Origin of the sequence: Spongiivirga sp. MCCC 1A20706, from assembly GCF_046524175.1 — a bacterium.
Taxonomy (GTDB): Bacteria; Bacteroidota; Bacteroidia; order Flavobacteriales; family Flavobacteriaceae; genus Spongiivirga.
In genome coordinates, this window is sequence record NZ_JBEFZF010000005.1 from 258,646 (window position 1) to 282,518 (window position 23,873).

Consider the following 23,873-nt stretch of genomic DNA (forward strand, 5'->3'; position numbering starts at 1 on the left):
CTTTATTTAATTCTTGGGTGGACTGCTGACAAAAATCATTTCCTCCTACTTGATCATAATATAACTTGTTTTCGTTAATACCAAAACTATTCAATTAAAGGTATTAATAAACATATTATGGGAGAGCCTATTGTTAATACCATTTCAGATCAAAAAACACGTATCAGCTTTATCCGACATTTACTTGACGATTTAAAAGCATTAGAATTAATGCTAGATAAAGAGATGATCGAAAGCGGCATTACAAGAATTGGTGCCGAGCAGGAGTTTTGTTTGACCGATAAAAACTGGAGGCCTTCAAAGAAAGCACAAGAAGTGCTTCAAACTATTAATGATCCACATTTCACTACAGAGATTGCACAATACAATTTAGAGATCAATCTTGAGCCCCTTAAGATGATTGATGACTGTTTCTCCGTTCTTGAAAACAATTTGAACACCTTATTGGAGAAAGCTAAAAAAGCTGCGGAAAAGCATCAAACTAAAGTGTTGCTAACAGGTATTCTACCTACCATTAGTAAAAAAGAACTTAGCATAGAATATATGGCGCCTATCAAACGATACAAAGCGCTTAATGATATGGTAAAAAAAATGAGGGGAGCCGATATTCATCTTCATTTAAGAGGTGTTGATGATCTTTCAGTTCGACATGACTCTGTGCTTTTTGAAGGTTGTAACACTAGTTTCCAAACCCATTTACAAATCGCACCAGACGATTTTATTTCTAGCTACAATTGGGCACAAGCTATTTCTGGACCTGTTCTTTCTATTTGCACAAACTCACCACTATTATTAGGCAGAGAACTTTGGCATGAAACGCGTATCGCCCTATTTCGCCAAAGTATTGATACCCGCCAGGCTACCTTTGCTGTTCAAGATCGTCAAGCGAGAGTAAAATTTGGTCACAAATGGGCTTCAGGCTCTGCGGTTGATATTTTTAGAGACGATGTTGCCTATTATAAAACAATGCTAATTAAAAATATAGAGGCTTCCTCATTAGAACAAGTGAAGCAAGGTAAAGTTCCAAAACTGCAGGCCCTCAATTTACACAACGGCACTATCTATAGATGGAATCGTCCTTGTTATGGTGTTGGAAATGGCAAGCCTCATTTTAGAATTGAGTGTAGATATATCTCTTCAGGACCTACGGTAGTTGATGAAATTGCCAATTTTGTTTTTTGGGCCGGTTTGATGAAAGGAAGACCGTCACAATATGATGAATTGGCAGGAAAAATGGATTTCAGAGATGCAAAAGCCAATTTTATAAAAGCCGCTCGTACTGGAAAAGAATCAGTGCTTTGTTGGATGAATACTTGCTACGCTGCTAAAGATTTAGTGCTGAATATTCTAATGCCAATTGCAAGATCAGGTTTAAAAAAAATGGAAATTAATCCAATTGATATAGACTACTACCTAAGTATCATCGAAGAACGCGCAAAAGGTACTACGGGATCGAACTGGATAATTGGTAATTACAGAAAATTGAAAGACGAATTCAAGACAGATACTTCATTAGTAACGTTGGCAGCATCCATTTATAAAAATCAACAAGGAAAAACCCCTGTGAGTGAATGGCCAGACGTAAGCATTGTAAAAAAAGAGAAGAAAGTGAGTACGCTGGTAGGGCATATCATGTCAACTCAACTATATACTGCGAACGAAAATGATTTGGCTGAATTGGCTACGAGTATTATGCAATGGAAAAACATTCATCACCTACCGGTAGAGAACAACTCGAAAGAGTTTTGCGGTATTCTCACCTGGGTTCATGTAGAAAACCAAAGAAAAAAAATGAGTTATGATGAAAATACTTTGGTAAGTGATATCATGGTAAGTGATGTAATTTACGCAAGTCCCACCACAAAAATAGAAGATGCCATTTCACTTATGGAAAAACATAAAATAGGTTGTTTGCCAATCCTTCAAGACAAACAATTAGTAGGTATCATTAGTGTTAAAGACCTAAGCCCATTTTTAAATGCCTAAAGTATATAGCAAAGCTTTAAATAGGACCATAGAAGTCGAACGTATAATTGGAAAATTCAAAGGAAAAGGGCCCACAGTAATTTTCACTGGTGGAATTCATGGAAATGAACCTTCAGGTGTGTTTGCCTTGAAGCAAGTTATAGACGAAATAGATAAAAACAAGGTCCCATTAAAGGGCTCATTGTATGCCATAAGCGGAAATATTTGGGCATTACAACAGGGTAAACGTTTTCATAAAGAAGATCTTAATCGGTTGTGGACTAAGAAACGTATATCAGCAATAAAAGATGGTTCTTTCAATCCCACCAATAATGATGAAGTTGAGCAGGTCGACCTTTATCGAACTATTAAATCAATAATGAATAATGATCAGGGGCCATATTATTTTATGGATCTACACACCACCTCGGGAATGACTATTCCGTTTCTAACAGTAAATGATAGCTTACTTAACCGAAAGTTTATTGAACAGTATCCTGTTCCTACTATTCTAGGAATTGAAGAGTATCTAGAAGGACCTCTTTTAAGTTATATTAATGAGCTTGGTTATGTAGCTTTTGGGTATGAGGCTGGTCAGCATGATGAGTTATCTGCAATTGAAAACAATGTAGCATTCATTTATTTGTCCTTAGTTTATGCAGGTGTAATTGATAAAAATTCAATTGATTATTATCATTACTATGACCTATTAGCTAAGAATTATGTACACAGTAAAGACATTTATGAGATCTTCTATCACTACAAAATACAACCTGGTGAAAAATTTGAAATGCTTCCCGGTTTTGTCAATTTTGAAAAAGTTCGCAAAGGTCAGCAACTGGGTGAAAGTGATCAAAAGCCCATAATATCATCAACTAATGGCAGATTATTTATGCCCTTATACCAAAGTAGTGGAGAAGATGGCTTTTATACAATTAAGGCCGTTCCAAGATTATTTTTAGATCTATCTAAATTATTGCGAAATATTAAATTTGATCGCTTTCTTTCTTATTTACCGGGAATCAAATGGGAATCAGATACGCGTGATGCCCTTATTGTTAACAGAAGAATCGCAATTTTTTTCGCCAAACAATTCTTTCACTTACTTGGATACCGTAGCAAAGAACTTGACCACAACCATTACCGCATGAAAAACAGAGAAGCTGCATCCCGAACGGAAGATTACGAAGAATCATTATGGTTTAACAACTAATACTTTTATACTTCGTTTACCACGTATGTTTTTGAAAATTGATCATGAAATGCTACGTTTTCGTCACTTATAAAGGTTAGTAGTAAAGTTACAGCTCGTAGTAAAGTACGTTTGATTAGCATTAAGGTAGTTGGCTCTTGTCTATTAATGTCGACCACTTTCGTTTTAGTTATCATTTTTCCCAAGGTCTTACCATAGATTTTTTCCGGAAGAAAATAATACATAAACCGGATCATTATAAAAACCACTAACGACATTAAACTATCTCCGGATAATTCGTTAGTAAACTTTGCCGCCATATATGCTAAAATAATTGATACTAAGAAATCAATTATAAAATTGTTGATACGGGTATTCTCACCAGCTAGATCAAGATTGTTAGGATATGGTTTTTGGAAAAGCACTAGAATTATTTTGCTATAAAAATACAGTAAAAGCAATTTAGCTTAAAATAAAAAACCTCCTCAAAAACGAGAAGGTTTTGTACTTCGGGTGGGAGTCGAACCCACACGCCCGAGGGCATTGGATTTTGAATCCAACGTGTCTACCAATTCCACCACCGAAGCATTTTTCTGTAAGCGGACTGCAAAACTAAAAAATATATTCATATCTCAATCAAAATAATACCGTTAAAACTTCGCGCCTTCAAATAAATTTCTAAATTTGCACCCTGTTTTAACTAGGGTAGTATAAACAGCGACAGCACAACAACATACAACATGTCAAATGATAAGCTAGAACCCAAGCTTTTTGCCTGTACTCAAAGTAAAGAGTTAGGCGAATTAATCGCAAAAAGCTACGGTTCTGAATTAGGAAAAGTGATTACTTCGACCTATAGCGATGGCGAATTTCAACCGTCATTTGAAGAGTCAGTAAGAGGAACTAGGATCTTTATAATCGGTTCAACCCACCCTAACGCTGATCATTTAATGGAAATGTTGTTAATGTTAGATGCTGCTAAGCGGGCATCGGCAAGACATATAACCGCAGTATTACCCTATTTTGGTTGGGCAAGACAAGATCGTAAGGATAAACCTCGTGTTCCAATTGCCGCCAAGTTAATAGCAAAAATGCTGGAAGCAGCAGGAGCGACACGTATTATTACAATGGACCTCCATGCCGACCAGATTCAAGGGTTCTTTGAAAAACCGGTTGATCACTTGTTTGCATCAACAATTTTTCTTCCTTATTTAAAGGAATTGAATTTAGATAATCTTACCATCGCTTCACCTGATATGGGTGGATCAAAAAGAGCATATGCCTATAGCAAAGCGCTCGAAAGTGATGTTGTTATCTGTTACAAGCAACGAGCAAAAGCCAATGTCATTTCTCATATGGAATTAATTGGTAACGTAACCGGAAAAAATGTGGTATTGGTTGATGACATGGTCGACACCGCAGGTACACTTACCAAAGCAGCCGATTTAATGATGGAGCGTGGTGCTTTAAGTGTTCGTGCAATTTGCACACATGCATTGTTATCAGGTAATGCGTATGAGCGGGTTGAAAAATCACAATTAAAAGAGTTAATTATTACTGACTCAATACCCTTAAAACAAGAAAGCGACAAAATAAAGGTGCTTAGTTGTGCCAATTTATTTGCCGATGTAATGCACCGTGTGCATACCAATACATCAATAAGTTCAAAATTTTTAATGTAGGTTCTTATTCCTGCCGCGTAAGCGAAAAAATAAGAAAACAAAACATAAATAAATATTACAATGAAAGCGATTACAATCGTAGGATCAGAAAGAGAAAGCGTGGGCAAGGTAGCGACCAAAGCCTTACGTAATGCTGGAAAGGTTCCTTGCGTTATTTACGGAGGAGATAAACCAATTCACTTTTCAGCTGAAGAATTAGCATTTTCAAAATTGGTTTACACACCAAACGCGCACACAGTTGTGATCGATTTGGAGAATGGCACCAAAATCAATGCTATTTTACAAGACATTCAGTTTCACCCGGTAACAGACCGTATTTTACATGTTGACTTCTATCAAACATTTGATGATAAAGAAGTGACCATGAATATTCCTGTTCGCACAGTCGGTACTTCACGCGGTGTTCTTAACGGTGGTGTTTTACGTATTAACCGTCGTAAACTAGCGGTGCGTGCGTATCCAAAAAATTTACCTGACTTTATCGAAGCTGATATTTCTAAGCTAAAAATTGGTAATAAATTATATATTACTGAGTTAGAAAATGACGATTATAAATTCTTACATCCAGACAACACGGTAGTAGTTCAAGTTCGTAGATCTAGAACTTCTGTTGATGATGACGATGATGATGACGATGATGATGCAGCACCAGCAGCTGAAGGAGGGGAAGCTCCGGCAGCAGAGGCTCCTGCAGCAGAATAATTTTAGCTCAACAACTAACAATAAAGACGCCTCTTTTTCAGGGGCGTTTTTTATTTGGGGTTACCCACCTCCGTCAAGACTACGGCGGGCCGGGGTATATGCTACTATCCCTAATCCTGCGGCTTTGCTACTTTGTCACTCACCCTTGCATCTCCAAACTTGCTACCCTATTTTTGCGCAGCGCAGTAAACAGTACTTATGTTCGGATTTTTAAAACGTTTATTTCGTCAAAAAACTTCCTCACTATTGGAAGAAACAGATACTATGAAAAAATTTCTAATTGTTGGCCTCGGAAACATCGGATCAGATTATGAAGGTACCCGGCACAATATTGGTTTCGAAGTGCTTGACCACCTTGCAAAAGCGGAATCCTTGATATTCGAAAGCGCAAAACTAGGTTCAACCACAACACATAAAATAAAAGGCCGATCATTATTGCTGCTTAAGCCGAGTACTTTTATGAATTTAAGTGGGAAAGCAGTACGATATTGGTTAGAGAAAGAAAAAATACCAATTGAGCATTTACTAGTAATTACCGACGATCTTAATTTACCATTTGGCAGCATCAGACTAAAAACCAAAGGGAGTGATGGCGGTCATAACGGATTAAAAGACATACAGGCTCAGCTAAATACTACAAAATACAACCGATTTCGTTTTGGTATAGGGGCCGAATTCGGAAAAGGAAGGCAGGTTAATTATGTACTGGGTAAGTGGAATGACGAAGAAGCCGCTGCTTTACCTGAACGTTTGGAAAAATCGATTGGCCTTATCAAGTCATTTGTATTATCGGGTCCAGCGCAAACAATGAGCGATTTTAATGGGAAGTAAAAGTTTATTATCATGACCATCACCGACACGCATACCCATCTTTATAGCGAAGCATTTGATGATGACCGTCACGAAATGATTCGTCGTGCCCTGAGTGCAGGTATTTCTCGTTTTTTTATTCCGGCAATCGATTCCACTTACAATGAAGCTATGTTTCAACTGGAAAAAGACTTTCCGGAAAATGTCTTTTTGATGATGGGACTCCACCCAACACATGTAAAAGAAAACTATTTAGAAGAACTTGCCATAGTTGAGGACTTGTTTACAAAAAGAAGTTTTTATGCCGTTGGTGAAATTGGTATCGATCTCTATTGGGACAAAACTACTTTATCCTTGCAACAAGATGCCTTTAGAAAGCAAATCAAACTAGCAAAACAATATAAATTGCCTATTGTAATTCATTGTCGCGAAGCTTTTGATGAAATATTTGAGATTCTAGAAGAAGAAAAGGGCGAGGACCTTTACGGCATATTTCATTGCTTTACAGGCACTTTAAAACAGGCTCATCAAGCCATTTCATACAATATGATGTTGGGTATTGGCGGTGTTGTCACCTTTAAAAATGGAAAAATAGATCAGTTTTTAAATCAAATTCCCCTAGAACATATTGTTTTAGAAACAGATTCGCCTTATTTATCTCCTACTCCTTATCGGGGAAAGCGAAATGAAAGCAGTTATATTATCCATGTATTGGATAAATTAGTCGATATCTATGACAAAACTCCAACCGAAATAGCTAGGATTACAACTGAAAATTCACAAAAAGTTTTTCGGGTTTAACGTTCAATTTGTTCTTGTTCGCATTCTATTTTGTTCATTTGCAGTATCAACCAATTAAACCAACCATTTTTTGCAGGATTTTGATGCTATAAGACCCTTTCATGACCACGAAGTGCAAGCTGTATTGCAGCAAAGCGTGCAACACCCTATGGTCAAAGCCTTATTAAACTTTACATTCCCAGATAAGGAAGAACATGAAATTAAGGCAATTCTAGACAACTGCAGGTCTATTCAGGATTTTCAATCAAAAGTAATTTATCACTCAGTTCAAAATGTATTGGCTCGTAGTTGTGAAGCATTTACCACTAGCGGTTTTGATAAATTAGACAGCGATCAACCATATTTATACATTTCAAATCACCGTGATATTATATTGGACACCAGTTTGCTTAATGTAGCACTATATGATCATGATTTGATTATGACAGCCTCTGCCATTGGCAGCAATTTAGTACACAAGCCGTTCTTAATGGCATTGTCAAAACTAAACAGAAACTTCATGATTATGCGTAACCTTGCCCCCAGAGAAATGCTAAAAAGCTCGCAATTAGTTTCTGATTACATAAAACATTTGTTGCTAGAAGATAATCGCTCAGTCTGGATAGCTCAGCGAGAAGGTCGCACCAAAGATGGTGATGACCAAACCCAACAAGGTGTGCTAAAAATGATAAGTATGGCGGCAGAAGGAGATTCCTTTGAGTATTTCAAAAAAATAAAAATTGTTCCTGTTGCTATTTCTTACGAATACGATCCGACTGATATATTGAAGATCCCGGAATTGCTGGCGAAAAAAAATCAAATTGAATATATTAAAACCAATAATGAGGATTTCAATTCGATACTCCAGGGTGCAGCTGGAAATAAAAAACGCATCCACATTGCGGCAGGTAAGCCACTCAATAATGAATTAACTGATATTCAAAAAAACGAGCATCCGCTAAATAAAAAACTAACTGACCTCAAGGATTGCATTGACGCTTCTATATATAAAAACTACAAACTTTGGCCTTCTAACTACATAGCTTATGACTTATTGAATAAGACCAATAAGTATGAAAAAATGTACAACGAAAAAGAAAAAAGGCAATTTGACAGGCGTGTGGAACGAAGGGTCGATCCTAAAAACAAACAGGAATTAGAGGAATTTCTGGGCATGTACGCAAACCCGGTGGTCAATTCTTTAAAACCTCAAATAGAAATGGCTTAATTAAAATACGCTAACCCTATAATCCCTTTAAATTTTTGATTACACCAAATGCTTTGTCCACCTGGTCTTCACTAACAAGAATGGTAAACTCATAAGAAGTAGAAATCACCTCATATATATTAACCCCTTCCCATGATAAGCGTTGGAAAATGAAATAATAAATTCCCGGAATACTCACATTTTCCTTTGGAAGCTTTACCGTAATTGAAGAAAGATTTTCTTGTTTTTCAATAAGTTGTTCTCCTCTAAATATCTCTTCAACCAAATCAGACAAACTATTACTGATTACAATATTGGATTCGCCAACCCCCCTTGAGGAAGTATAAAAAGCCGATTTATTATTGTAAATCTTTGAAATTAGCTGTGCCTGTTTGCTCAACAGACTATCGGATACCTTATAGGTATAATCATTTAACGACGAACGCACTGTAATTTCGCCTATATCCTTTAACGTCTTTACAATGCGATGTGTTGCCCGAAATTCTAACTCACCAGAAAGTCTTTTAAGTGCCATGACAATTGCACCATTGCGCACATCTTTACCTAAGGTATTTTCTACTTCAGGCTTAATGTTTCTGGAAAGAGAAGTTAAATTAATAATGCCCTGAGAAAGTGCACTGAGTAGAAAAGGTTTCGATTTAATGTATTCTTCTACTACCGAAGAAATTGTTTTCATTGGTCCTGGTTTTAACTATTGGTAGGTATTCAAAAAAACATTTAAGACGACTCCTATTAATAATCTACTTAGTAAATAGGAATTACAAAAATACATAAAACTAACAAAAAAGCAAGATTATAACACTAATTGTTTTAAATAAAACAATTAGTGTTATTTTTAAAAATGATAGAATGCATCTTTTAAATGTTCAATTTTTGTCCCCAATTTATTTGAAATGATCGCAATTATATCAAAACGCAGTTCATAATCCAGTTGATTTTCGTTTAAGTAATGATCCATTGCCTGAACTAATAAACTTATCTTCTTTTTGGTCACAGTATCTTGAGGATCGCCAAATTCGGACGTCGATCTTGTTTTTACCTCAACTGCAATAACTACTTCGTTTTTTAACGCAACTATATCAACCTCAGCCTTTTGGAATCTAAAATTAGTTTCCAATATCTGATATCCTTTTCTTTTTAAATACGCTATTGCTTTATCTTCTCCTTTTTTACCAAGATCATTATGTTGCGCCATAAGTTGAATGTTCGACATCTAAATAGCTTAAACAAACCGTACTTAAAAGGATTGCGCTATGTTAAATTCTTAAATTTTTATAAAATAAAATTCGCAATTTTTAGTTAACTAATTATATTTAAAGACAATAACCTACTTTAAATTAACCAATGCACAAGCTAGCATTTATTAACTAACGACTATGGAAACATTAATGACGTGCAACACGGGCACTTTGGCACCCTATGTTCCTACCCCTGCAAACCCTTGGAATGAAGAGAAAGTAAATCACGTTTTTAGAAGATTAGCCTTTGGCGGTTCTAAACAGGAGATTGAAGATGCGCTGCTACTAACTCCCGGACAATTAATTGATCAAATTTTTGCAGATGCAAAAGCCTTACCGGCAACTCCTCCTCCCTTTTGGGCCAATTGGACAGTAAATGACTATCCGGTCACTATCGATCCAATGAGTCCTGTCCCGGCAGATGAGCAAAGGGAAGAACAAATTCGAGATCAATCTAACGAACAATTTAGAGATTGGCAATTACAAGGAATTAAAGATCTTAAAGCGAACGGCTTTAGAGAACGTATGGTGTTTTTCTGGAGTAATCATTTGGTAACAGAACGCCGAGTCTATGACGCTCCTTCTTATTTATACCAGTATTACAATTTATTACAAACGCTTTTTCTTGGTAATTTTAAAACGTTGGTGATGGAGATAGGATTGTCTAACGCCATGTTAGACTACTTAGACGGTCGCCAAAACTTTCGTGCTAATCCAAATGAGAATTATGCGCGTGAATTATACGAATTATTTACCCTTGGCGAAGGAAACGGTTATACCGAAGATGATATTGTGGAAACTGCAAGGGCACTTTCCGGATATGTGAATCGACCAGTTGATTGGGGTCCCATCACATTCGATGCCACAGAATTTGATGATGGCAACAAAACCATTTTTGGTCAAACAGCAAATTTTGATTATCAAGGTGTTCATGATAATCTGTTTACACAACGCACTCAATTAATAGCCGAATTCATTTGCGAAAAAATGTATCGCTATTTTGTGAGCCCTACAGTTTCTGAAGACATCGTATCCGGCATGGCGCAAACCATGATCGCTAATAATTTCGAATTAGAGCCTGTTTTACTGCAGTTATTTAAAAGTGAACACTTTTTTAATGAGTTTGCATTCGGTACAATAATTAAGAGTCCTTATGATACTGCTCTTATATATTTAAATGAGACCAGTCTACCTATTGAAGATGCAATGCTTCGCCGCTTAGTTCAGTTTACTGGTTTATTACAACAGGAAATCTTCAATCCTGTTGATGTGGCTGGTTGGCAACGTAATAAAACCTGGATCAACTCGAGTACGCTTACATTGCGTTGGCAAATGATTGAGGTATTGACGTTTGACATTTATAATCGTGATCCAGAATCTTTACGAGCATATGGCAAATCGATTGCTGGATTAAATAATGATCCAGAACAGGTCACTCAACTTATTGTTGACACCTTACTAGCTAAAGGGTTAACATTAGGATCTGAGTACGATGTTGCTACTGACACATTTAAAAGTGAAGTCCCCGAAAACTATTTTGAAGCTGGTTTATGGAATCTCGATTGGGAATCCGCACCCCTTCAAATGACATTTTTATTAGTTCATATTGCCCGTTTACCCGAATACCAACTTAAATAAAAAGCTATGTGCAACCATCATAATACAGGGCGTACTGCCCCAGTGAGCCCACAAAAAGTAGACAAGCACGCTTTAGAGCACAAAAAATGGAACCGACGTTCTTTCTTGCAGGCCCTTGGTCTTGCCACAGGAGGAAGCTTTATGTTGGCCAATAGTCCTATTACCTATGCGCAACCTTCACGATTAGCATCAGCAATTAGTCAGGCCGAAGGAGATCGCGTTGTCATTATCATTCGTTTGAGTGGAGGTAACGACGGTTTAAATACCATTGTACCTATTTACGATTATGACACCTATGCCCAAAGGCGCCCTAATATTCGAATTTTAGAAGAACAGCTGACCAACCTTTCCCCTGATTTTGGCATACCAAATTACCTTACCGCTATGGAACAAATGTGGGGAGATGGAGCTATGAAAGTGGTGCATGGTGTAGGTTACGAAAATCAAAATTTATCGCATTTTACAGGATCTGATAATTGGGCGAATACCAATCCCGGAGAAACTGATTACACCGGTTGGATGGGTCGCTACTTTGAAGGTAAGTTCCCTGATTATTTATTAGATCCACCACCAATGCCTGCTGCTATACAAATTGGCAGCATAGGCAATCTCATTTTTGACGGGATAGAAACTAATTACGCATTTACCGTTGCTAATCCGCAACGATTATTCGAGATCGCTTCCGGTGGAGATTTATATGACACATCTCAAATACCTGATTGTACTTACGGTGAACAATTACAGTTCATGAAAGGCTCTGCTAACAATACCATAACCTACGCAGGCGTGATACATGAAGCCTTTCAACGTTCGTTCGATACCGCAAACTATACAGATACAAGAATGGGACGTCAACTTCGTATCGTATCTCGTTTAATCAAAGGAAATTTAGGCACTAAAGTATATATGATTAGCCTTGGCGGTTTCGATACACATTCGGGACAACTAGAGGCCCATCAAAGACTAATGCTCGATTTATCTAATAACCTTCAAATATTTTATAACGATCTAGCTACTGTTGAGAAAGATCGTGATGTATTAAGTATGACCATTTCTGAATTTGGTCGTAGGGTAGAAGAAAACGGATCAGCTGGTACTGATCATGGATCAGCAAGTAACATGATGTTATTTGGACCCGGATTAGAGGACAATGGATTTATTGGAAACCACCCTGACCTACAGGCACTCGATAGACGCGGAAACATGAATTTTAGTGTTGATTTTAGAGCCGTTTACGGTACTGTCATGAAAGAGTGGCTTTGTATTGAAAGCGATATTGTCGATCAGGCACTATACAACACATATGAAGATCTTGATTTAGGTTTTGGTTGTGTATCCAGTCTTGATGTGGAAGAAGATATTACTGAAGATACCGCAGATTTTATTCACAACGCCATTTATGATGATAACGGACAGACATCCATTTATATCAATGCGCCAAAAGCGATGCATATGGATGTTAAACTTCACAATGTGTTGGGTCAGGTCATCGCTACTTTACGAAATGAAATGATGCCCGAAGGTGTTTCTACTATCAATATTAAAGAAGAAGCGAATATGCGTCTCGCCACCGGGCAATATATTTACCGCATCGCTACAATTGATAGAAATTATAGTAGAACGGTACTTCTTCGATAAGCAAATAAATTATCGCATAATAAAAAAGCCCGTAAGCTTCATTCTTATGGGCTTTTTTGCATCTACTGTTTTTTATTTATTAGATGTAATTCGCTATGCAACACTTCAATTGACATCGACTTAATTACGATGGCTCATTTCATTACAATGCTTTATTTTTGTGCCTTCAGAAAATCCATTTATGTCAGCATCAAAACAACGCTATACTATAACAGCCGCGCTACCCTATACTAACGGACCCATTCATATTGGTCATTTAGCCGGGGTTTATGTCCCAGCCGATATTTATGCACGATACCTTCGCCTAACAGATAATGACGTATTATTTGTTTGCGGAAGTGATGAACATGGTGTGGCGATACCGATGAAGGCTAAAAAAGAAGGTGTTTCTCCTCAGGAGGTTATTGACAAATATCATGGCATTATCAAACAGTCGTTTGCTGATTTTGGTATTGCCTTTGACAATTATTCACGTACCTCAGCTAAGATACATCACGAAACTGCCTCTCAATTTTTTAAAACATTACATGCTAAAGGTGATTTTATTGAAGAAGTTACCGAGCAATTATATGATGCCGAAGCGGATCAATTTTTAGCGGATCGTTTTGTTACCGGCACCTGTCCTAACTGCGGAAATGAAGAAGCCTATGGCGATCAGTGTGAAAACTGCGGTAGCTCATTAAATGCCACTGATTTGATTAACCCGAAGTCGACTATTTCAGGCGCAAAGCCAACTTTAAAACAAACTAAGCACTGGTTTTTACCATTAGATCGTTATACCGATTTTCTAACAGAGTGGATCGTAAAAGGACATAAAAAAGATTGGAAAGCTAATGTCTATGGGCAATGTAAATCGTGGATCGATGATGGATTGAAGCCTCGGGCAGTAACACGAGACCTAGATTGGGGGATTCCGGTTCCTGTTGAAGGTGGCGAAGGCAAAGTACTTTATGTTTGGTTCGATGCACCTATTGGCTATATCTCATCTACGAAAGAATGGGCCGAGCGCGAAGGAAAAGATTGGCAACCCTATTGGAAGGACAAAGACACGAAATTAGTCCATTTTATAGGGAAGGATAATATCGTTTTTCACTGTATCATATTCCCATCGATGTTAAAAGCAGAAGGCAGTTATATACTTCCTGAAAATGTGCCGGCTAACGAATTTTTAAATTTAGAAGGTAACAAGCTCTCCACCTCAAAAAACTGGGCGGTTTGGCTGCATGAGTATTTAGAAGAGTTTCCTGATAAGCAAGATGTACTTCGCTACGCTTTAACCGCTAACGCCCCGGAAAATAAGGATAATGACTTTACATGGAAAGATTTTCAAGCTAGGAATAACAACGAGCTTGTTGCGATTTTTGGTAACTTTATTAACCGTGTAGCGGTACTTACACACAAGTACTATGGTGGTAAAGTTCCTACCCCATCTACCTATAATGAGGTTGATGAACAAGCATTGGCACAGTTAAAAGCATTTCCTAATATTATTGCAAGTTCCATTGAAAAATACCGATTTAGAGAAGCGAGTCAAGAGTTGATGAATCTTGCTCGTCTTGGCAATAAGTACTTAGCTGATGAAGAGCCTTGGAAAACCATTAAAACGGATGAAGAGCGAACCAAAACAGTCATGTTTGTGGCACTTCAAATTGCCGCCGGACTTGCTGTTTTAAGTGAGCCCTTTTTACCGTTTACATCTGGCACGCTTAAAAATATACTCAATGTCACCTCGAGCGCAGTTGATAGGACTATCTCCTGGAGCGATGTTACTTCAAAAGAAGTTCTTATTCCATCGAGCCATACTATTAATAAAAGTGAGCTCCTGTTCGCTAAAATAGAAGACAAAGAAATACAGGCACAATTGGATAAATTAGAAGCCACTAAAAAGGCAAACGAAGCGGAAAATAAAACTGCTGAGCCGCAAAAAGAAACCATTACTTTTGATGATTTCACTAAACTCGATATGCGTGTAGGCACCATTATTGAAGCAGAAAAAATGCCAAAGGCCAAGAAGTTACTGGTATTAAAAGTAGATACGGGAATTGATACCCGCACCATTGTTTCAGGAATTGCCGAGAGCTTTAAACCAGAAGATATCATTGGCAAACAAGTTACTGTGCTAGTCAACTTGGCACCAAGAGCATTACGTGGTGTTGAGAGTGAAGGAATGATTTTGATGACCGAGAATGCCGAAGGCAAATTAGTGTTTGTCAATCCGGATGAGGCTGGAGTGCACAATGGGGAGGGGATTAGCTAACAGTTGGCAGTTGGCAGTTGGCAGTTGGCAGTTGGCAAAAATCCAATTTACTACCTATTCAATAACCTGAAAACTAAAAACTGATTACTCTTAACGGTTAATAATTCATGGCCCACGTGGTTAACTAAAACATATTACTGCGTACTGCCAACTGAAGACTGAAGACTTAAAAACATGACCCTAACCCAATACATCACCAACCATACGCAGCTTTCTCAAAATAGCATTGAAAATACCATTCAACTCCTAAATGAGGATTGTACCATCCCATTTATTTCTCGTTATAGAAAGGAGCGGACTGGCAATTTAGATGAGGTGCAAATCGGAGAAATTGTTAGGTTTAAAAGCCAATTTGAAGCATTAGAAAAGCGCAAAATTGCCATCATGAAGGCCTTAGAAGAACAAGGCATTCTTACGGCTGAACTCAAGCAAAAAATCGAATCTTGTTCTGAACTAATCGTTTTAGAAGATTTGTATTTACCCTACAAGAAAAAACGAAAAACGAAGGCAGAAACCGCAATTAAAAATGGGCTAGAACCGCTCGCAAAAATCATAATGAGTCAAAAGAGTGATGCTATTGAATTCATCGCTTCTAAATACTTAAATGAAACTATCCAAAATGAGGACGAGGCGTTGGAAGGCGCGCGGCATATCATTGCAGAATGGATTAACGAGCGGACAGATATTCGAAACAACGTTAGATATCAACTAGACAATTACGCTATCATCACCACTAAGGTTGTTGGCACTAAAAAGGATGAAGAAAAGGCGCAAAAGTTTCGAGATTATTTTAACTGGAGTGAAGCGCTAAAACGATGCCCATCACATCGATTGCTAGCCATTTTACGAGCAGAAAGCGAGGGGTTTATTCGGGTAAAAATCGAGATTGATCACGACCGGGCGTTAACTAAAATAGAAGATCGTATTATTCGATCGAATAATGAATGTACCGATCAAATAGAATTAGCAATCAAAGATTCATATAAACGATTGCTTTTTCCTACCCTATCAAACGAACGACTTAAAAAAGCAAAAGAACAAGCTGATGATGACGCCATAAAAGTGTTTTCAAAAAACTTGAAACAATTGTTGTTAGGTGCTCCTTTAGGTGAAAAGAGAATTTTAGCTATTGATCCCGGATTCAGGACCGGTTGTAAAGTGGTATGTTTAAATGCGCAGGGCGAGTTAAAACATAACGAAACCATTTATCCGCATGCACCTCAAAACAAGGACAAGGAAGCAATTAAAAAGATAAGCTCTTTGGCTGATGCGCATAAAATTGAAGCAATTGCTATTGGAAACGGAACTGCCTCAAGAGAAACCGAACGATTGGTAAAACGAATTGCATTCAAAAATCCAGTGGAAGTTTTTGTTGTTAGTGAGGCAGGCGCATCTATTTACTCCGCTTCTAAAATTGCAAGAGATGAGTTCCCAAACTATGATGTCACGGTTCGCGGCGCAGTTTCTATTGGACGAAGATTGGCAGATCCACTTGCGGAGTTAGTGAAGATCGATGCAAAATCGATTGGGGTTGGCCAATATCAACACGATGTAGATCAAACCAAATTGAAAAACTCATTAGACACTGTTGTCGAAAGTTGTGTGAACACTGTTGGGGTAAACATTAATACGGCAAGTGCTTCACTACTGAGTTATGTATCTGGTATCGGACCAAAATTAGCCGAAAACATTATTAACTATCGCAATGAACATGGAAGTTTTAATAGCAGAACCGATATTAAAAAAGTTCCACGTTTGGGCGGCAAAGCCTTTGAACAAGGAGCTGCGTTTTTAAGAATCAAACAAGCCACTAACCCCTTAGATGATTCTGCCGTTCATCCTGAAAGCTATTGCATTGTTAAGCAAATGGCAAAAGATGCCAATACTCCGCTATCTAGTCTGGTCGGAAATACCCAAATACTGAATCAGATTGACCTAGATAATTATTGTACAGAAACCGTAGGGCTTCCTACTCTTCAAGATATTATAAAAGAACTTGAAAAACCAGGTTTAGACATTCGTGAAAAAGCTAAGATGTTTACCTTCGATCAAAATGTGAGAACCATTACCGATTTAAGAGAAGGGCAATTGCTCTCAGGAATCGTCAATAACATTACCAATTTTGGGTGTTTTGTCGATATTGGTATTAAGGAAAGTGGTCTTATTCATATCTCTAATTTGTCAGACTCATTTGTAAAAGATGTCAATGAGCATGTACACCTTCATCAACAGCTTATTGTAAAGGTGCTACAGGTCGATATTCCAAGAAAACGAATTCAGTTAGCATTACATAAGAAAGTGTGATCTTTAGCCCGGAGATTCTCAGTGCGTAATTCTTATTGTCAAAACCAATTGAGGCATTGATAGTTTAAATTCATTCTACTGAAATAATCAAGCTTCTTTGGCTAACTTTACATTATTAATGGAAGAGTTATGTTATCAAAAAAATTAGAAAAAGCACTAAATAATCAAATACGAATTGAAGCTGAGTCATCTCAGGTATATTTATCAATGGCGTGTTGGGCAGAAGTAAAAGGACTAGAAGGGGTTGCTGCATTTATGTACGAACACTCTGATGAAGAACGTATGCACATGCTTAAACTAGTAAAATACGTTAACGAACGTGGTGGTCATGCCACTGTTTCAGAATTAAGTGCTCCTAAAAAAGACTTTGGCACTTTTCAAAAAATGTTTCAAGAGCTTTATGACCATGAAATTTTCGTTTCTAAAAGTATTAATGATCTTGTACATATTACCCTAGAGGAAAAAGATTATGCCACCCATAACTTTTTACAGTGGTATGTTGCCGAACAAATTGAAGAAGAGGCCTTGGCTCGTACTGTTTTAGATAAAATCAATCTCATTGGTAATGATAAAGGCGGATTATACCTGTTTGACCGCGATGTACAACTGATAAGCGCAGAAAGTGCTGCCTCTATTACAGAAGAAGCCTAAAATTCTTTTTTTAACACTTAAAGCTTATTTAGATCAATTTAAAATAACTACATTTGTCGAGTTGTTGTAATTCGGCATGGGTAAAAAGTCTAAAAAGAAAATTGACGTTAAGCAGATAAAGGTTCACAAGAATTGTAAGACCAAATGCTGCAAAAAGTTTAAAAAAGGCGAAAACAAACGTTGTAAGCGCTGTCCTATGCTAGACCTACTTAAAAAGGCGGCATAATCTTTATTCTTTCATCGAAAATCAAAAAAATGCAAATCGTCTACGAATATGTTAATATAGCAGCTAGTGCTAGACTCCAAGAACTTCTTGAGAAAAAATTAAACCGTCTTGAGGAGAAATATTCTGATGTCATTCGTGCAGATGTTTTTTTTAAAAAGGAGAATACAAAAGATGATTTTGGACATATATGCACCATACGACTAAGTTTAAAGGGACCACAAATTGTGGCCTCATCTGATGAAATTGACTTTGAAAAGTCAGTTTTAGCTACTATAGATGATTTAAAAGATCAACTAGAAAGAAGGAAAACCAAATTAAAGCGTAAGGCTATTTAAGCTAGAAGGCACATAAGGGAATTATTTACTCCCTCTTCTAAGTTTTCTTATTTACTACTTATTTAATAGTTCATGCTCGCAGCGCGCTGATATATTTTTCAATATAACGTTCTTTCTGTTTCATTTTATACTGCATCACATATCGAGGATGTTCTATTGGAATCACCTCTTTGAAAAAGCCTTCTTTCTTGTTCAACCCATTCAAAAACTTGTAGTTTTTTCCGGTACCCATACAAAACACCTGATCTCTTTCAATACCGAATTCAAGTTGTTCTTTAATAGATTTCACTATAAACGGCTGTACAGTTTTTGTAAGCTTCGCGCTATCGTAATAATTATAGTTTTTAACGCGGCCTTTTTCATCTTCAATGACAAAACCAAGCGGGCAAACGGACGAAATATATATCTCATTGTAAAACTGCTCTGCTCCACCAAATGCTTCAATCACTTCATACACAAAAACAGAAGAAGGTTCATGCAATTGGATATCGGTGTGAATATTACAAACATTCCGAAGTCTCTTGGGATCGGTAAACGGAATACCCGTTGCACCAGCACCCAGCCTTCCTGGATTAATTCCCAAAACCAACTTACGTTGTTTAGTGTCATTATAATACTTCTGGTAAAACTGCTGCACCAAATCCATCACAGTTTCATCGTGAAACGGATGGAGAATCTTGATTCCTTTTGGTAACCGCTTGTTGAAACCCAACTGCTTTAAAAAACCAAGTATTTGATTAGCAAATGTCATCATCTGTATATTGATCTGTGAGGTATTCCCGACACGGGAGCGTAACTTGTAAGGCTACTTTTATCAAGCCAAGCCATATTAGTCCAAACCTACAAGGCCGGAAAGACCTTGCAAGTTAATGTAACTAACGTTGCTGGTTTATGAAACTATTTCTTAAATCCGGCGGGACGTTTCGATCGAATTGGTGCTGCTGGTTCAGGTTTTAATTGAAATTCTCCTTGTCTTAATAAACGCATTGCTTCCTTCACCCCTGCTTCCAGTTGAGGGTCTTTGCCTTGAAGTACCTGTTTTGGGTTTTGAATTACTTCAATATCTGGAGCGACCCCTTCGCCTTCTACAGCCCATTCTCCATCGGCATCAAAGAAGCCCCCTCGGGGTGCTACCATTCGACCCCCATCAATAAACGGTGGGGTATCCCATGTACCTACCAATCCACCCCATGTTCTAGTACCTACTAAAGTTCCTATTTTGGCTTCTTTAAACATATATGGCAATAAATCTCCTCCTGAGCCTGCACGTTCATTAATTAGCATTACCTTAGGACCCCAAATACCAGCAATAGGAGTTGTCCATGGTCTATTATCTCCAGCTTTACTATTAAAATAGCCAAACAGTTTTCGGTTCATAATATCAATCATATAATCCGCCGCAGAGCCTCCACCGTTATTACGCTCGTCAATAATTACTCCCTTTTTATCTTGTTGAGAAAAGTAATACCGGTTAAATGAAGTAAATCCGCCTCCGCCGGTATTAGGTACGTATACATATGCTAATTTGCCACCCGATAATTCATCTACCTTTTTTCTATTCCCTTCTATCCAGGCGGATGTTCTTAGTCCATTTTCATTTTGAACCGGCGTTACCAAAACTTCTCTCGCTCCGGCAAGTCCGGGTTTTGAATTCACCATAATTGTTGTGGCTCTACCCGCAGTTTGTTCAAAAGCGGCATACGGATTTGAATTTGGTAATAACTCCTTGCCATTTACAGCAACCAAATACTCCCCTTCTTTTACATTGATTCCTGGTATTGCCAATGGCGCATTGTTTTGGGGATTCCAGCTTTCACCTGTATAAATTTTATCGATTTTATAGCCTCCATTTTCTAAAACAAGATCACAACCCAATAAACCGATTGGTACAAAATCTAAATCGACAAAATCGCCTCCATAAACATACGAATGTCCAATAGCAACTTCTCCACTCATAATATCGACCACATAATTAAGGTCCGTGCGATGACGCACATGATCAATCCACGGTGCATACCATTTATACACATCATCCCATGGGGCGCCGTGTACATTATCAACATATAAGAAATCACGCATGAATCGCCAGCCTTCCTTAAATATTTGATGGTATTCTGCTTTTGGATCTACTTTAACTTTCAAGTTGGTGTTAATTCCATCTTTGCTTGCATTTGGTTTTCCTGAGGTTGCACTAATCATCCAATTACCTCCTTTTTGTATCAGCAGGCTTTTTCGATTAGCGCTTATAACTGCGTTTCTTACTCCCGACTCATAGTCTTCTTTTTTCTGCTTTTCGACGTCATAAGAATGAATACTCGCACCTTGCTCATTGGGTACCGCTTCGAAAACAAACAGTTTTTTCTCTGATCCAGCGATTAGTCCCAAATAATTACGTGCGTCCAGTTTTAAAGCGACGATTCTATTTTGAACTCCGCTATCGATGGTCACAGTTATTGCATCAGAAGACTTTTCGTCCTCTTTTTTATCTGATTTTTTCTTGGATTTTTTCTTCTTTGAGCTATCCTTTTCTGCCGTATTTTTTAAAGCAGTCTCCTCATCACTTTTAGGCATTATAGGTGCCTTATCCTTATTTGAAAGTACCGCACAATATAAACTTCTATTGACTTGCGGATCATACGAACTCATATCGAGCCAGCCACTATTTAATCCGTAATCAGTACTCGCTAAAAAGTACAGGTATTTCCCTTTTTCATCCCAAACTGGACTAATCGCATCGGCCATACCATCAGTAATTTGAACCGTTTGCTTTGACGAAACATTATAAGCAAAAATGGCTTTAAAATGACTATCCAGCTGTTTAGGGTATGCTATCCACTTACTATCGGGCGACCAAACAGGGTTCATGGTTCGATTAGGATGTGCGTATCTGTCGGTTGCAACTTTTACTGATTTTCCTGTTGAAATGGTAGTAATCCAAACATTATAATCCGTATCAGAATAGGCAATGTGTTTGCCATCAGGAGACCAATCAGGAACAAAATAGAAAGTATTTGCCGGAAGTTCAATCTCTTTTTTAACAGCGCCTTGTTGATCAGCAATTACAAGTTGATACTCTCCTGAGTTATCAGAAAACCATGCGATGCGGTCTCCTTTTGGGGACCAGATAGGATACCGATCGGCTACGCCTGATGAATTGGTCAGATTACGCCAGCTACCATTTTCCTTCGGTACCGTGAAAATCTCACCCCTGTGTTCAAATATTGCTCGTTTTCCGGTAGGTGAAATGTTCGGATTAGCCAAGCTTCTTCCATTTACATTTTCCCAACGTACTCTCGAAAAATCTTGGTCGCCTTTTACATTGATTTCTAATTGCCTTGTACTATTATCGTTAGCATTTAGGATGTGTAAATAACCACCTTGCTCATAAACAATCGAATTACCAAAAGCATCCAGACTTTTTATGTCGAACTTTTTATGAAAAGTATGCTGCTTTTCTTGTCCTGTTTCGGTGTCAAATGACCATATATTACTAGCGTAGTCTCGCTCTGACAAATGGAATATTTTTTTACCAACCCAAACAGGATCCAAATGCCGCTCCTGATCTTTTTGTGAGGTTGTAGTAAGCTCTTTTGTTTTCATGTCAACAATCCAAATAGGCATTGCTTGTCCACCACGATAGTTTCGCCATTCAGCATCCCAAGAAGTGATGGGAGTATATGCAAGATGTGAACCATCATCAGATAATTCGCCATATGATGCCCTTGGAATATCTATTTCTTCAGGAAATCCGCCCTCAGTACTTACCGCGTATAACTTATTTATTTGAGTAGGGTGGGCTTTTCTGGCCGATCTGAATAACACCTTTCCGTCGGGAGTCCAACCGGTAACATAATCTCCAAAGGGATGCCATGTTAGTCGTTTAGGTGAACCTCCTTCCAATGGCACAACATAAACATCAGTATTACCATCATACTGACCTGTAAATGCAACCAATTTACCATCCGGTGAAAAATGCGGCACCGATTCGTAACCCTCATCAGAAGTTAAACGTACTGCGTCACCTCCAGCAATAGGAACTTTCCAAAGGTCATTGGCATAAACAAATACAATATGAGTATTAGAAATTGTAGGTTGACGTAGTAACTGTGTTCCTTGAGCAGTTGAAACTGAAAAGGACAGACACAGCAAACCGGTAATTAGCTGTTTCATTTTTGGTGGGTTGATTAATAATGGTTGAAATTAATCAATATATTTCTTAAAATTTTACCAAAAAATACTCCAGATTGTCTATCAATTTCTGCTAACTATAGGCTAAACAAATACTTATTTCTTTGATATTTTATATCTGTTGATATCCTTTTCCAGCTCTAAAACTTAATAAAATACCATGCGTACTTCCAAGAGGTGAATTGCCAGTGCCTTGTGTATAGTTATACATAGCTCTTAAATTTTTAAATAAGTAAAAACCTGCTGCTATGTTAAAGGAATTACTGGTACGAAAACCAACACCTGCCTCAAAGTTATTCTTGTAACGAATGCTGATGTTGGTGTCAACTTGAAAAGGTGCACCGTTTTCATATTTGAATAACAGACTTGGTTTTATGATAAAGCTAGGATTGTATTTATTCATTACAAAATGATAGCCGGTATAGCCGTAAATAGGTCTAGATAGATTTAAATTATCTTGATTTAGTAATCGATCTCCCAAAACGTTAGGGACTGATACTCCAGCAAAAAAGTTGCCATGACCAAATAGTACGCTAAGTCCTGCTGCGGGTAGCGCACTATTAATGTTTTCAGCAAAGTTAGGGTCGTTTTGTATGCCTAATTCCAATAAATTCTCTTCGTATTGTAATACCCCCGCGGTAACTCCAAAAGAAAGTACAGTCCTATCATATAATTGCCAATACGGGCGATTACTTTTAAAATCGAAAAACAGCTTGTAGGAATACGCAATAGAGGCTTGTGTTGCATTGGTCACACCTATCTGGTCGTTCATAATAAATGCTCCCAATCCCATTTTACCTTCGTTAATTGCCGTATTAAAAGAAAGGTAAAAGTTTTTTGGCGCACCGTCTATTTGATTATTGAAACCTGAGTTGCTTAACACTGCTTCTGCTTCACTATGGGTACCTGCATAGGCGGCATTGATTATGAACGGGTTGTAATTATAATCAGTAAAAGCCGGTGTTTGTTGCGCTTTGACTGCGCATAATCCCAATGCGAATAAGATGATTGTATTGTGTATCTGTAACTTTTTCATCGT

The 23,873-nt window shown here is 37.7% G+C and carries 19 protein-coding genes and 1 tRNA gene; 13 read left to right on the forward strand and 7 right to left on the reverse strand.

The genetic code is table 11. The annotated features are described in order from the left end of the window. The first annotated feature begins 117 nt into the window (after positions 1-117). Both ABN763_RS13720 and ABN763_RS13725 read left to right on the forward strand, forming a co-directional pair. Positions 118-1,986 carry a CBS domain-containing protein gene (locus ABN763_RS13720; protein ID WP_410486054.1) on the forward strand — a complete coding sequence of 623 codons (1,869 nt, stop codon included), beginning with the start codon at positions 118-120 and terminating at the stop codon, positions 1,984-1,986. Then, positions 1,979-3,178: a succinylglutamate desuccinylase/aspartoacylase family protein gene (locus ABN763_RS13725; RefSeq protein ID WP_410486055.1), complete on the forward strand. Its 1,200-nt coding sequence runs from the start codon at positions 1,979-1,981 to the stop codon at positions 3,176-3,178. The genes ABN763_RS13720 and ABN763_RS13725 overlap by 8 nt, the downstream gene beginning before the upstream one ends. Positions 3,179-3,183: 5 nt before the next feature. Here ABN763_RS13725 and ABN763_RS13730 read toward each other — a convergent pair whose 3' ends face one another. Next, on the reverse strand, positions 3,184-3,582 hold the full coding sequence (locus ABN763_RS13730) for an RDD family protein (RefSeq protein WP_410486056.1): 399 nt from the start codon (positions 3,580-3,582) through the stop codon (positions 3,184-3,186). An 80-nt stretch (positions 3,583-3,662) separates the two neighbouring features. Next, a tRNA-Leu gene (locus tag ABN763_RS13735) sits at positions 3,663-3,744 on the reverse strand. A 153-nt stretch (positions 3,745-3,897) separates the two neighbouring features. Between ABN763_RS13735 and ABN763_RS13740 the strand changes: the two genes are divergently transcribed. The 5 genes from ABN763_RS13740 to ABN763_RS13760 all read left to right on the forward strand — a co-directional run bounded on the left by ABN763_RS13740 (position 3,898) and on the right by ABN763_RS13760 (position 8,359). Next, entirely contained in the window at positions 3,898-4,839 is a 942-nt protein-coding gene (locus tag ABN763_RS13740) for a ribose-phosphate pyrophosphokinase (protein WP_410486057.1), read from the forward strand. A 60-nt stretch (positions 4,840-4,899) separates the two neighbouring features. Further along, positions 4,900-5,541 carry a 50S ribosomal protein L25/general stress protein Ctc gene (locus tag ABN763_RS13745; RefSeq protein ID WP_410486058.1) on the forward strand — a complete coding sequence of 214 codons (642 nt, stop codon included), beginning with the start codon at positions 4,900-4,902 and terminating at the stop codon, positions 5,539-5,541. Positions 5,542-5,739: 198 nt separating this feature from the next. Then, complete coding sequence (gene pth, locus ABN763_RS13750) at positions 5,740-6,372, forward strand: aminoacyl-tRNA hydrolase (protein ID WP_410486059.1); 633 nt, start codon at positions 5,740-5,742, stop codon at positions 6,370-6,372. Between the two features lie 12 nt (positions 6,373-6,384). After that, a complete protein-coding gene (locus ABN763_RS13755; protein WP_410486060.1) occupies positions 6,385-7,152 on the forward strand; it encodes a TatD family hydrolase in 768 nt (255 codons plus the stop codon). 70 nt (positions 7,153-7,222) lie between these two features. Beyond that, complete coding sequence (locus tag ABN763_RS13760) at positions 7,223-8,359, forward strand: 1-acyl-sn-glycerol-3-phosphate acyltransferase (RefSeq protein WP_410486061.1); 1,137 nt, start codon at positions 7,223-7,225, stop codon at positions 8,357-8,359. 16 nt (positions 8,360-8,375) lie between these two features. On the opposite strand, the gene ABN763_RS13765 is transcribed toward ABN763_RS13760, so the two are convergent. Together ABN763_RS13765 and ABN763_RS13770 are read right to left on the reverse strand one after the other, a co-directional pair. Continuing rightward, positions 8,376-9,035 (reverse strand): aspartate kinase, encoded by a 660-nt coding sequence (locus ABN763_RS13765; protein WP_410486062.1) that lies wholly within the window; start codon positions 9,033-9,035, stop codon positions 8,376-8,378. Positions 9,036-9,194: 159 nt separating this feature from the next. Continuing rightward, on the reverse strand, positions 9,195-9,554 hold the full coding sequence (locus ABN763_RS13770) for a YraN family protein (protein ID WP_410486063.1): 360 nt from the start codon (positions 9,552-9,554) through the stop codon (positions 9,195-9,197). Between the two features lie 181 nt (positions 9,555-9,735). Between ABN763_RS13770 and ABN763_RS13775 the strand changes: the two genes are divergently transcribed. The 6 genes from ABN763_RS13775 to hpf all read left to right on the forward strand — a co-directional run bounded on the left by ABN763_RS13775 (position 9,736) and on the right by hpf (position 18,646). Beyond that, complete coding sequence (locus tag ABN763_RS13775; RefSeq protein ID WP_410486064.1) at positions 9,736-11,235, forward strand: DUF1800 family protein; 1,500 nt, start codon at positions 9,736-9,738, stop codon at positions 11,233-11,235. Positions 11,236-11,241: 6 nt separating this feature from the next. Continuing rightward, positions 11,242-12,873, forward strand: a complete 1,632-nt coding sequence (locus tag ABN763_RS13780) for a DUF1501 domain-containing protein (RefSeq protein ID WP_410486065.1) — start codon at positions 11,242-11,244, stop codon at positions 12,871-12,873. 181 nt (positions 12,874-13,054) lie between these two features. Beyond that, entirely contained in the window at positions 13,055-15,130 is a 2,076-nt protein-coding gene (gene metG / locus ABN763_RS13785; RefSeq protein ID WP_410486066.1) for a methionine--tRNA ligase, read from the forward strand. A 174-nt stretch (positions 15,131-15,304) separates the two neighbouring features. Next, positions 15,305-17,434 (forward strand): Tex family protein, encoded by a 2,130-nt coding sequence (locus tag ABN763_RS13790; protein ID WP_410486067.1) that lies wholly within the window; start codon positions 15,305-15,307, stop codon positions 17,432-17,434. A gap of 129 nt (positions 17,435-17,563) precedes the next feature. Continuing rightward, positions 17,564-18,085: a ferritin gene (locus ABN763_RS13795; RefSeq protein ID WP_410486068.1), complete on the forward strand. Its 522-nt coding sequence runs from the start codon at positions 17,564-17,566 to the stop codon at positions 18,083-18,085. 255 nt (positions 18,086-18,340) lie between these two features. After that, on the forward strand, positions 18,341-18,646 hold the full coding sequence (gene hpf, locus ABN763_RS13800) for a ribosome hibernation-promoting factor, HPF/YfiA family (RefSeq protein WP_410486069.1): 306 nt from the start codon (positions 18,341-18,343) through the stop codon (positions 18,644-18,646). 70 nt (positions 18,647-18,716) lie between these two features. Here the strand turns inward: hpf and ABN763_RS13805 are convergent, their stop codons facing one another. The 3 genes from ABN763_RS13805 to ABN763_RS13815 form a co-directional block, all read right to left on the reverse strand. Continuing rightward, positions 18,717-19,400 (reverse strand): uracil-DNA glycosylase family protein, encoded by a 684-nt coding sequence (locus tag ABN763_RS13805; RefSeq protein ID WP_410486070.1) that lies wholly within the window; start codon positions 19,398-19,400, stop codon positions 18,717-18,719. A 143-nt stretch (positions 19,401-19,543) separates the two neighbouring features. Next, the gene (locus ABN763_RS13810) at positions 19,544-22,816 is read right to left on the reverse strand and encodes a PDZ domain-containing protein (RefSeq protein ID WP_410486071.1); all 3,273 of its coding nucleotides are present in this window, start codon (positions 22,814-22,816) and stop codon (positions 19,544-19,546) included. A gap of 130 nt (positions 22,817-22,946) precedes the next feature. Then, positions 22,947-23,870 (reverse strand): PorP/SprF family type IX secretion system membrane protein, encoded by a 924-nt coding sequence (locus tag ABN763_RS13815; protein WP_410486072.1) that lies wholly within the window; start codon positions 23,868-23,870, stop codon positions 22,947-22,949. Between the last annotated feature and the right edge of the window lie 3 nt (positions 23,871-23,873).

What these genes read in the sequence shown, in the direction of transcription:
- ABN763_RS13770 (WP_410486063.1), bottom strand. Translation starts at nt 9,554, where the DNA reads ATGGCGCAACATAATGATCTTGGTAAAAAAGGAGAAGATAAAGCAATA.
- ABN763_RS13745 (WP_410486058.1), top strand. Translation starts at nt 4,900, where the DNA reads ATGAAAGCGATTACAATCGTAGGATCAGAAAGAGAAAGCGTGGGCAAG.
- ABN763_RS13795 (WP_410486068.1), top strand. Translation starts at nt 17,564, where the DNA reads ATGTTATCAAAAAAATTAGAAAAAGCACTAAATAATCAAATACGAATT.
- ABN763_RS13780 (WP_410486065.1), top strand. Translation starts at nt 11,242, where the DNA reads ATGTGCAACCATCATAATACAGGGCGTACTGCCCCAGTGAGCCCACAA.
- ABN763_RS13790 (WP_410486067.1), top strand. Translation starts at nt 15,305, where the DNA reads ATGACCCTAACCCAATACATCACCAACCATACGCAGCTTTCTCAAAAT.
- ABN763_RS13805 (WP_410486070.1), bottom strand. Translation starts at nt 19,400, where the DNA reads ATGATGACATTTGCTAATCAAATACTTGGTTTTTTAAAGCAGTTGGGT.
- hpf (WP_410486069.1), top strand. Translation starts at nt 18,341, where the DNA reads ATGCAAATCGTCTACGAATATGTTAATATAGCAGCTAGTGCTAGACTC.
- ABN763_RS13725 (WP_410486055.1), top strand. Translation starts at nt 1,979, where the DNA reads ATGCCTAAAGTATATAGCAAAGCTTTAAATAGGACCATAGAAGTCGAA.
- ABN763_RS13815 (WP_410486072.1), bottom strand. Translation starts at nt 23,870, where the DNA reads ATGAAAAAGTTACAGATACACAATACAATCATCTTATTCGCATTGGGA.
- ABN763_RS13720 (WP_410486054.1), top strand. Translation starts at nt 118, where the DNA reads ATGGGAGAGCCTATTGTTAATACCATTTCAGATCAAAAAACACGTATC.
- ABN763_RS13765 (WP_410486062.1), bottom strand. Translation starts at nt 9,035, where the DNA reads ATGAAAACAATTTCTTCGGTAGTAGAAGAATACATTAAATCGAAACCT.
- ABN763_RS13810 (WP_410486071.1), bottom strand. Translation starts at nt 22,816, where the DNA reads ATGAAACAGCTAATTACCGGTTTGCTGTGTCTGTCCTTTTCAGTTTCA.
- ABN763_RS13775 (WP_410486064.1), top strand. Translation starts at nt 9,736, where the DNA reads ATGGAAACATTAATGACGTGCAACACGGGCACTTTGGCACCCTATGTT.
- ABN763_RS13755 (WP_410486060.1), top strand. Translation starts at nt 6,385, where the DNA reads ATGACCATCACCGACACGCATACCCATCTTTATAGCGAAGCATTTGAT.
- ABN763_RS13740 (WP_410486057.1), top strand. Translation starts at nt 3,898, where the DNA reads ATGTCAAATGATAAGCTAGAACCCAAGCTTTTTGCCTGTACTCAAAGT.
- metG (WP_410486066.1), top strand. Translation starts at nt 13,055, where the DNA reads ATGTCAGCATCAAAACAACGCTATACTATAACAGCCGCGCTACCCTAT.
- pth (WP_410486059.1), top strand. Translation starts at nt 5,740, where the DNA reads ATGTTCGGATTTTTAAAACGTTTATTTCGTCAAAAAACTTCCTCACTA.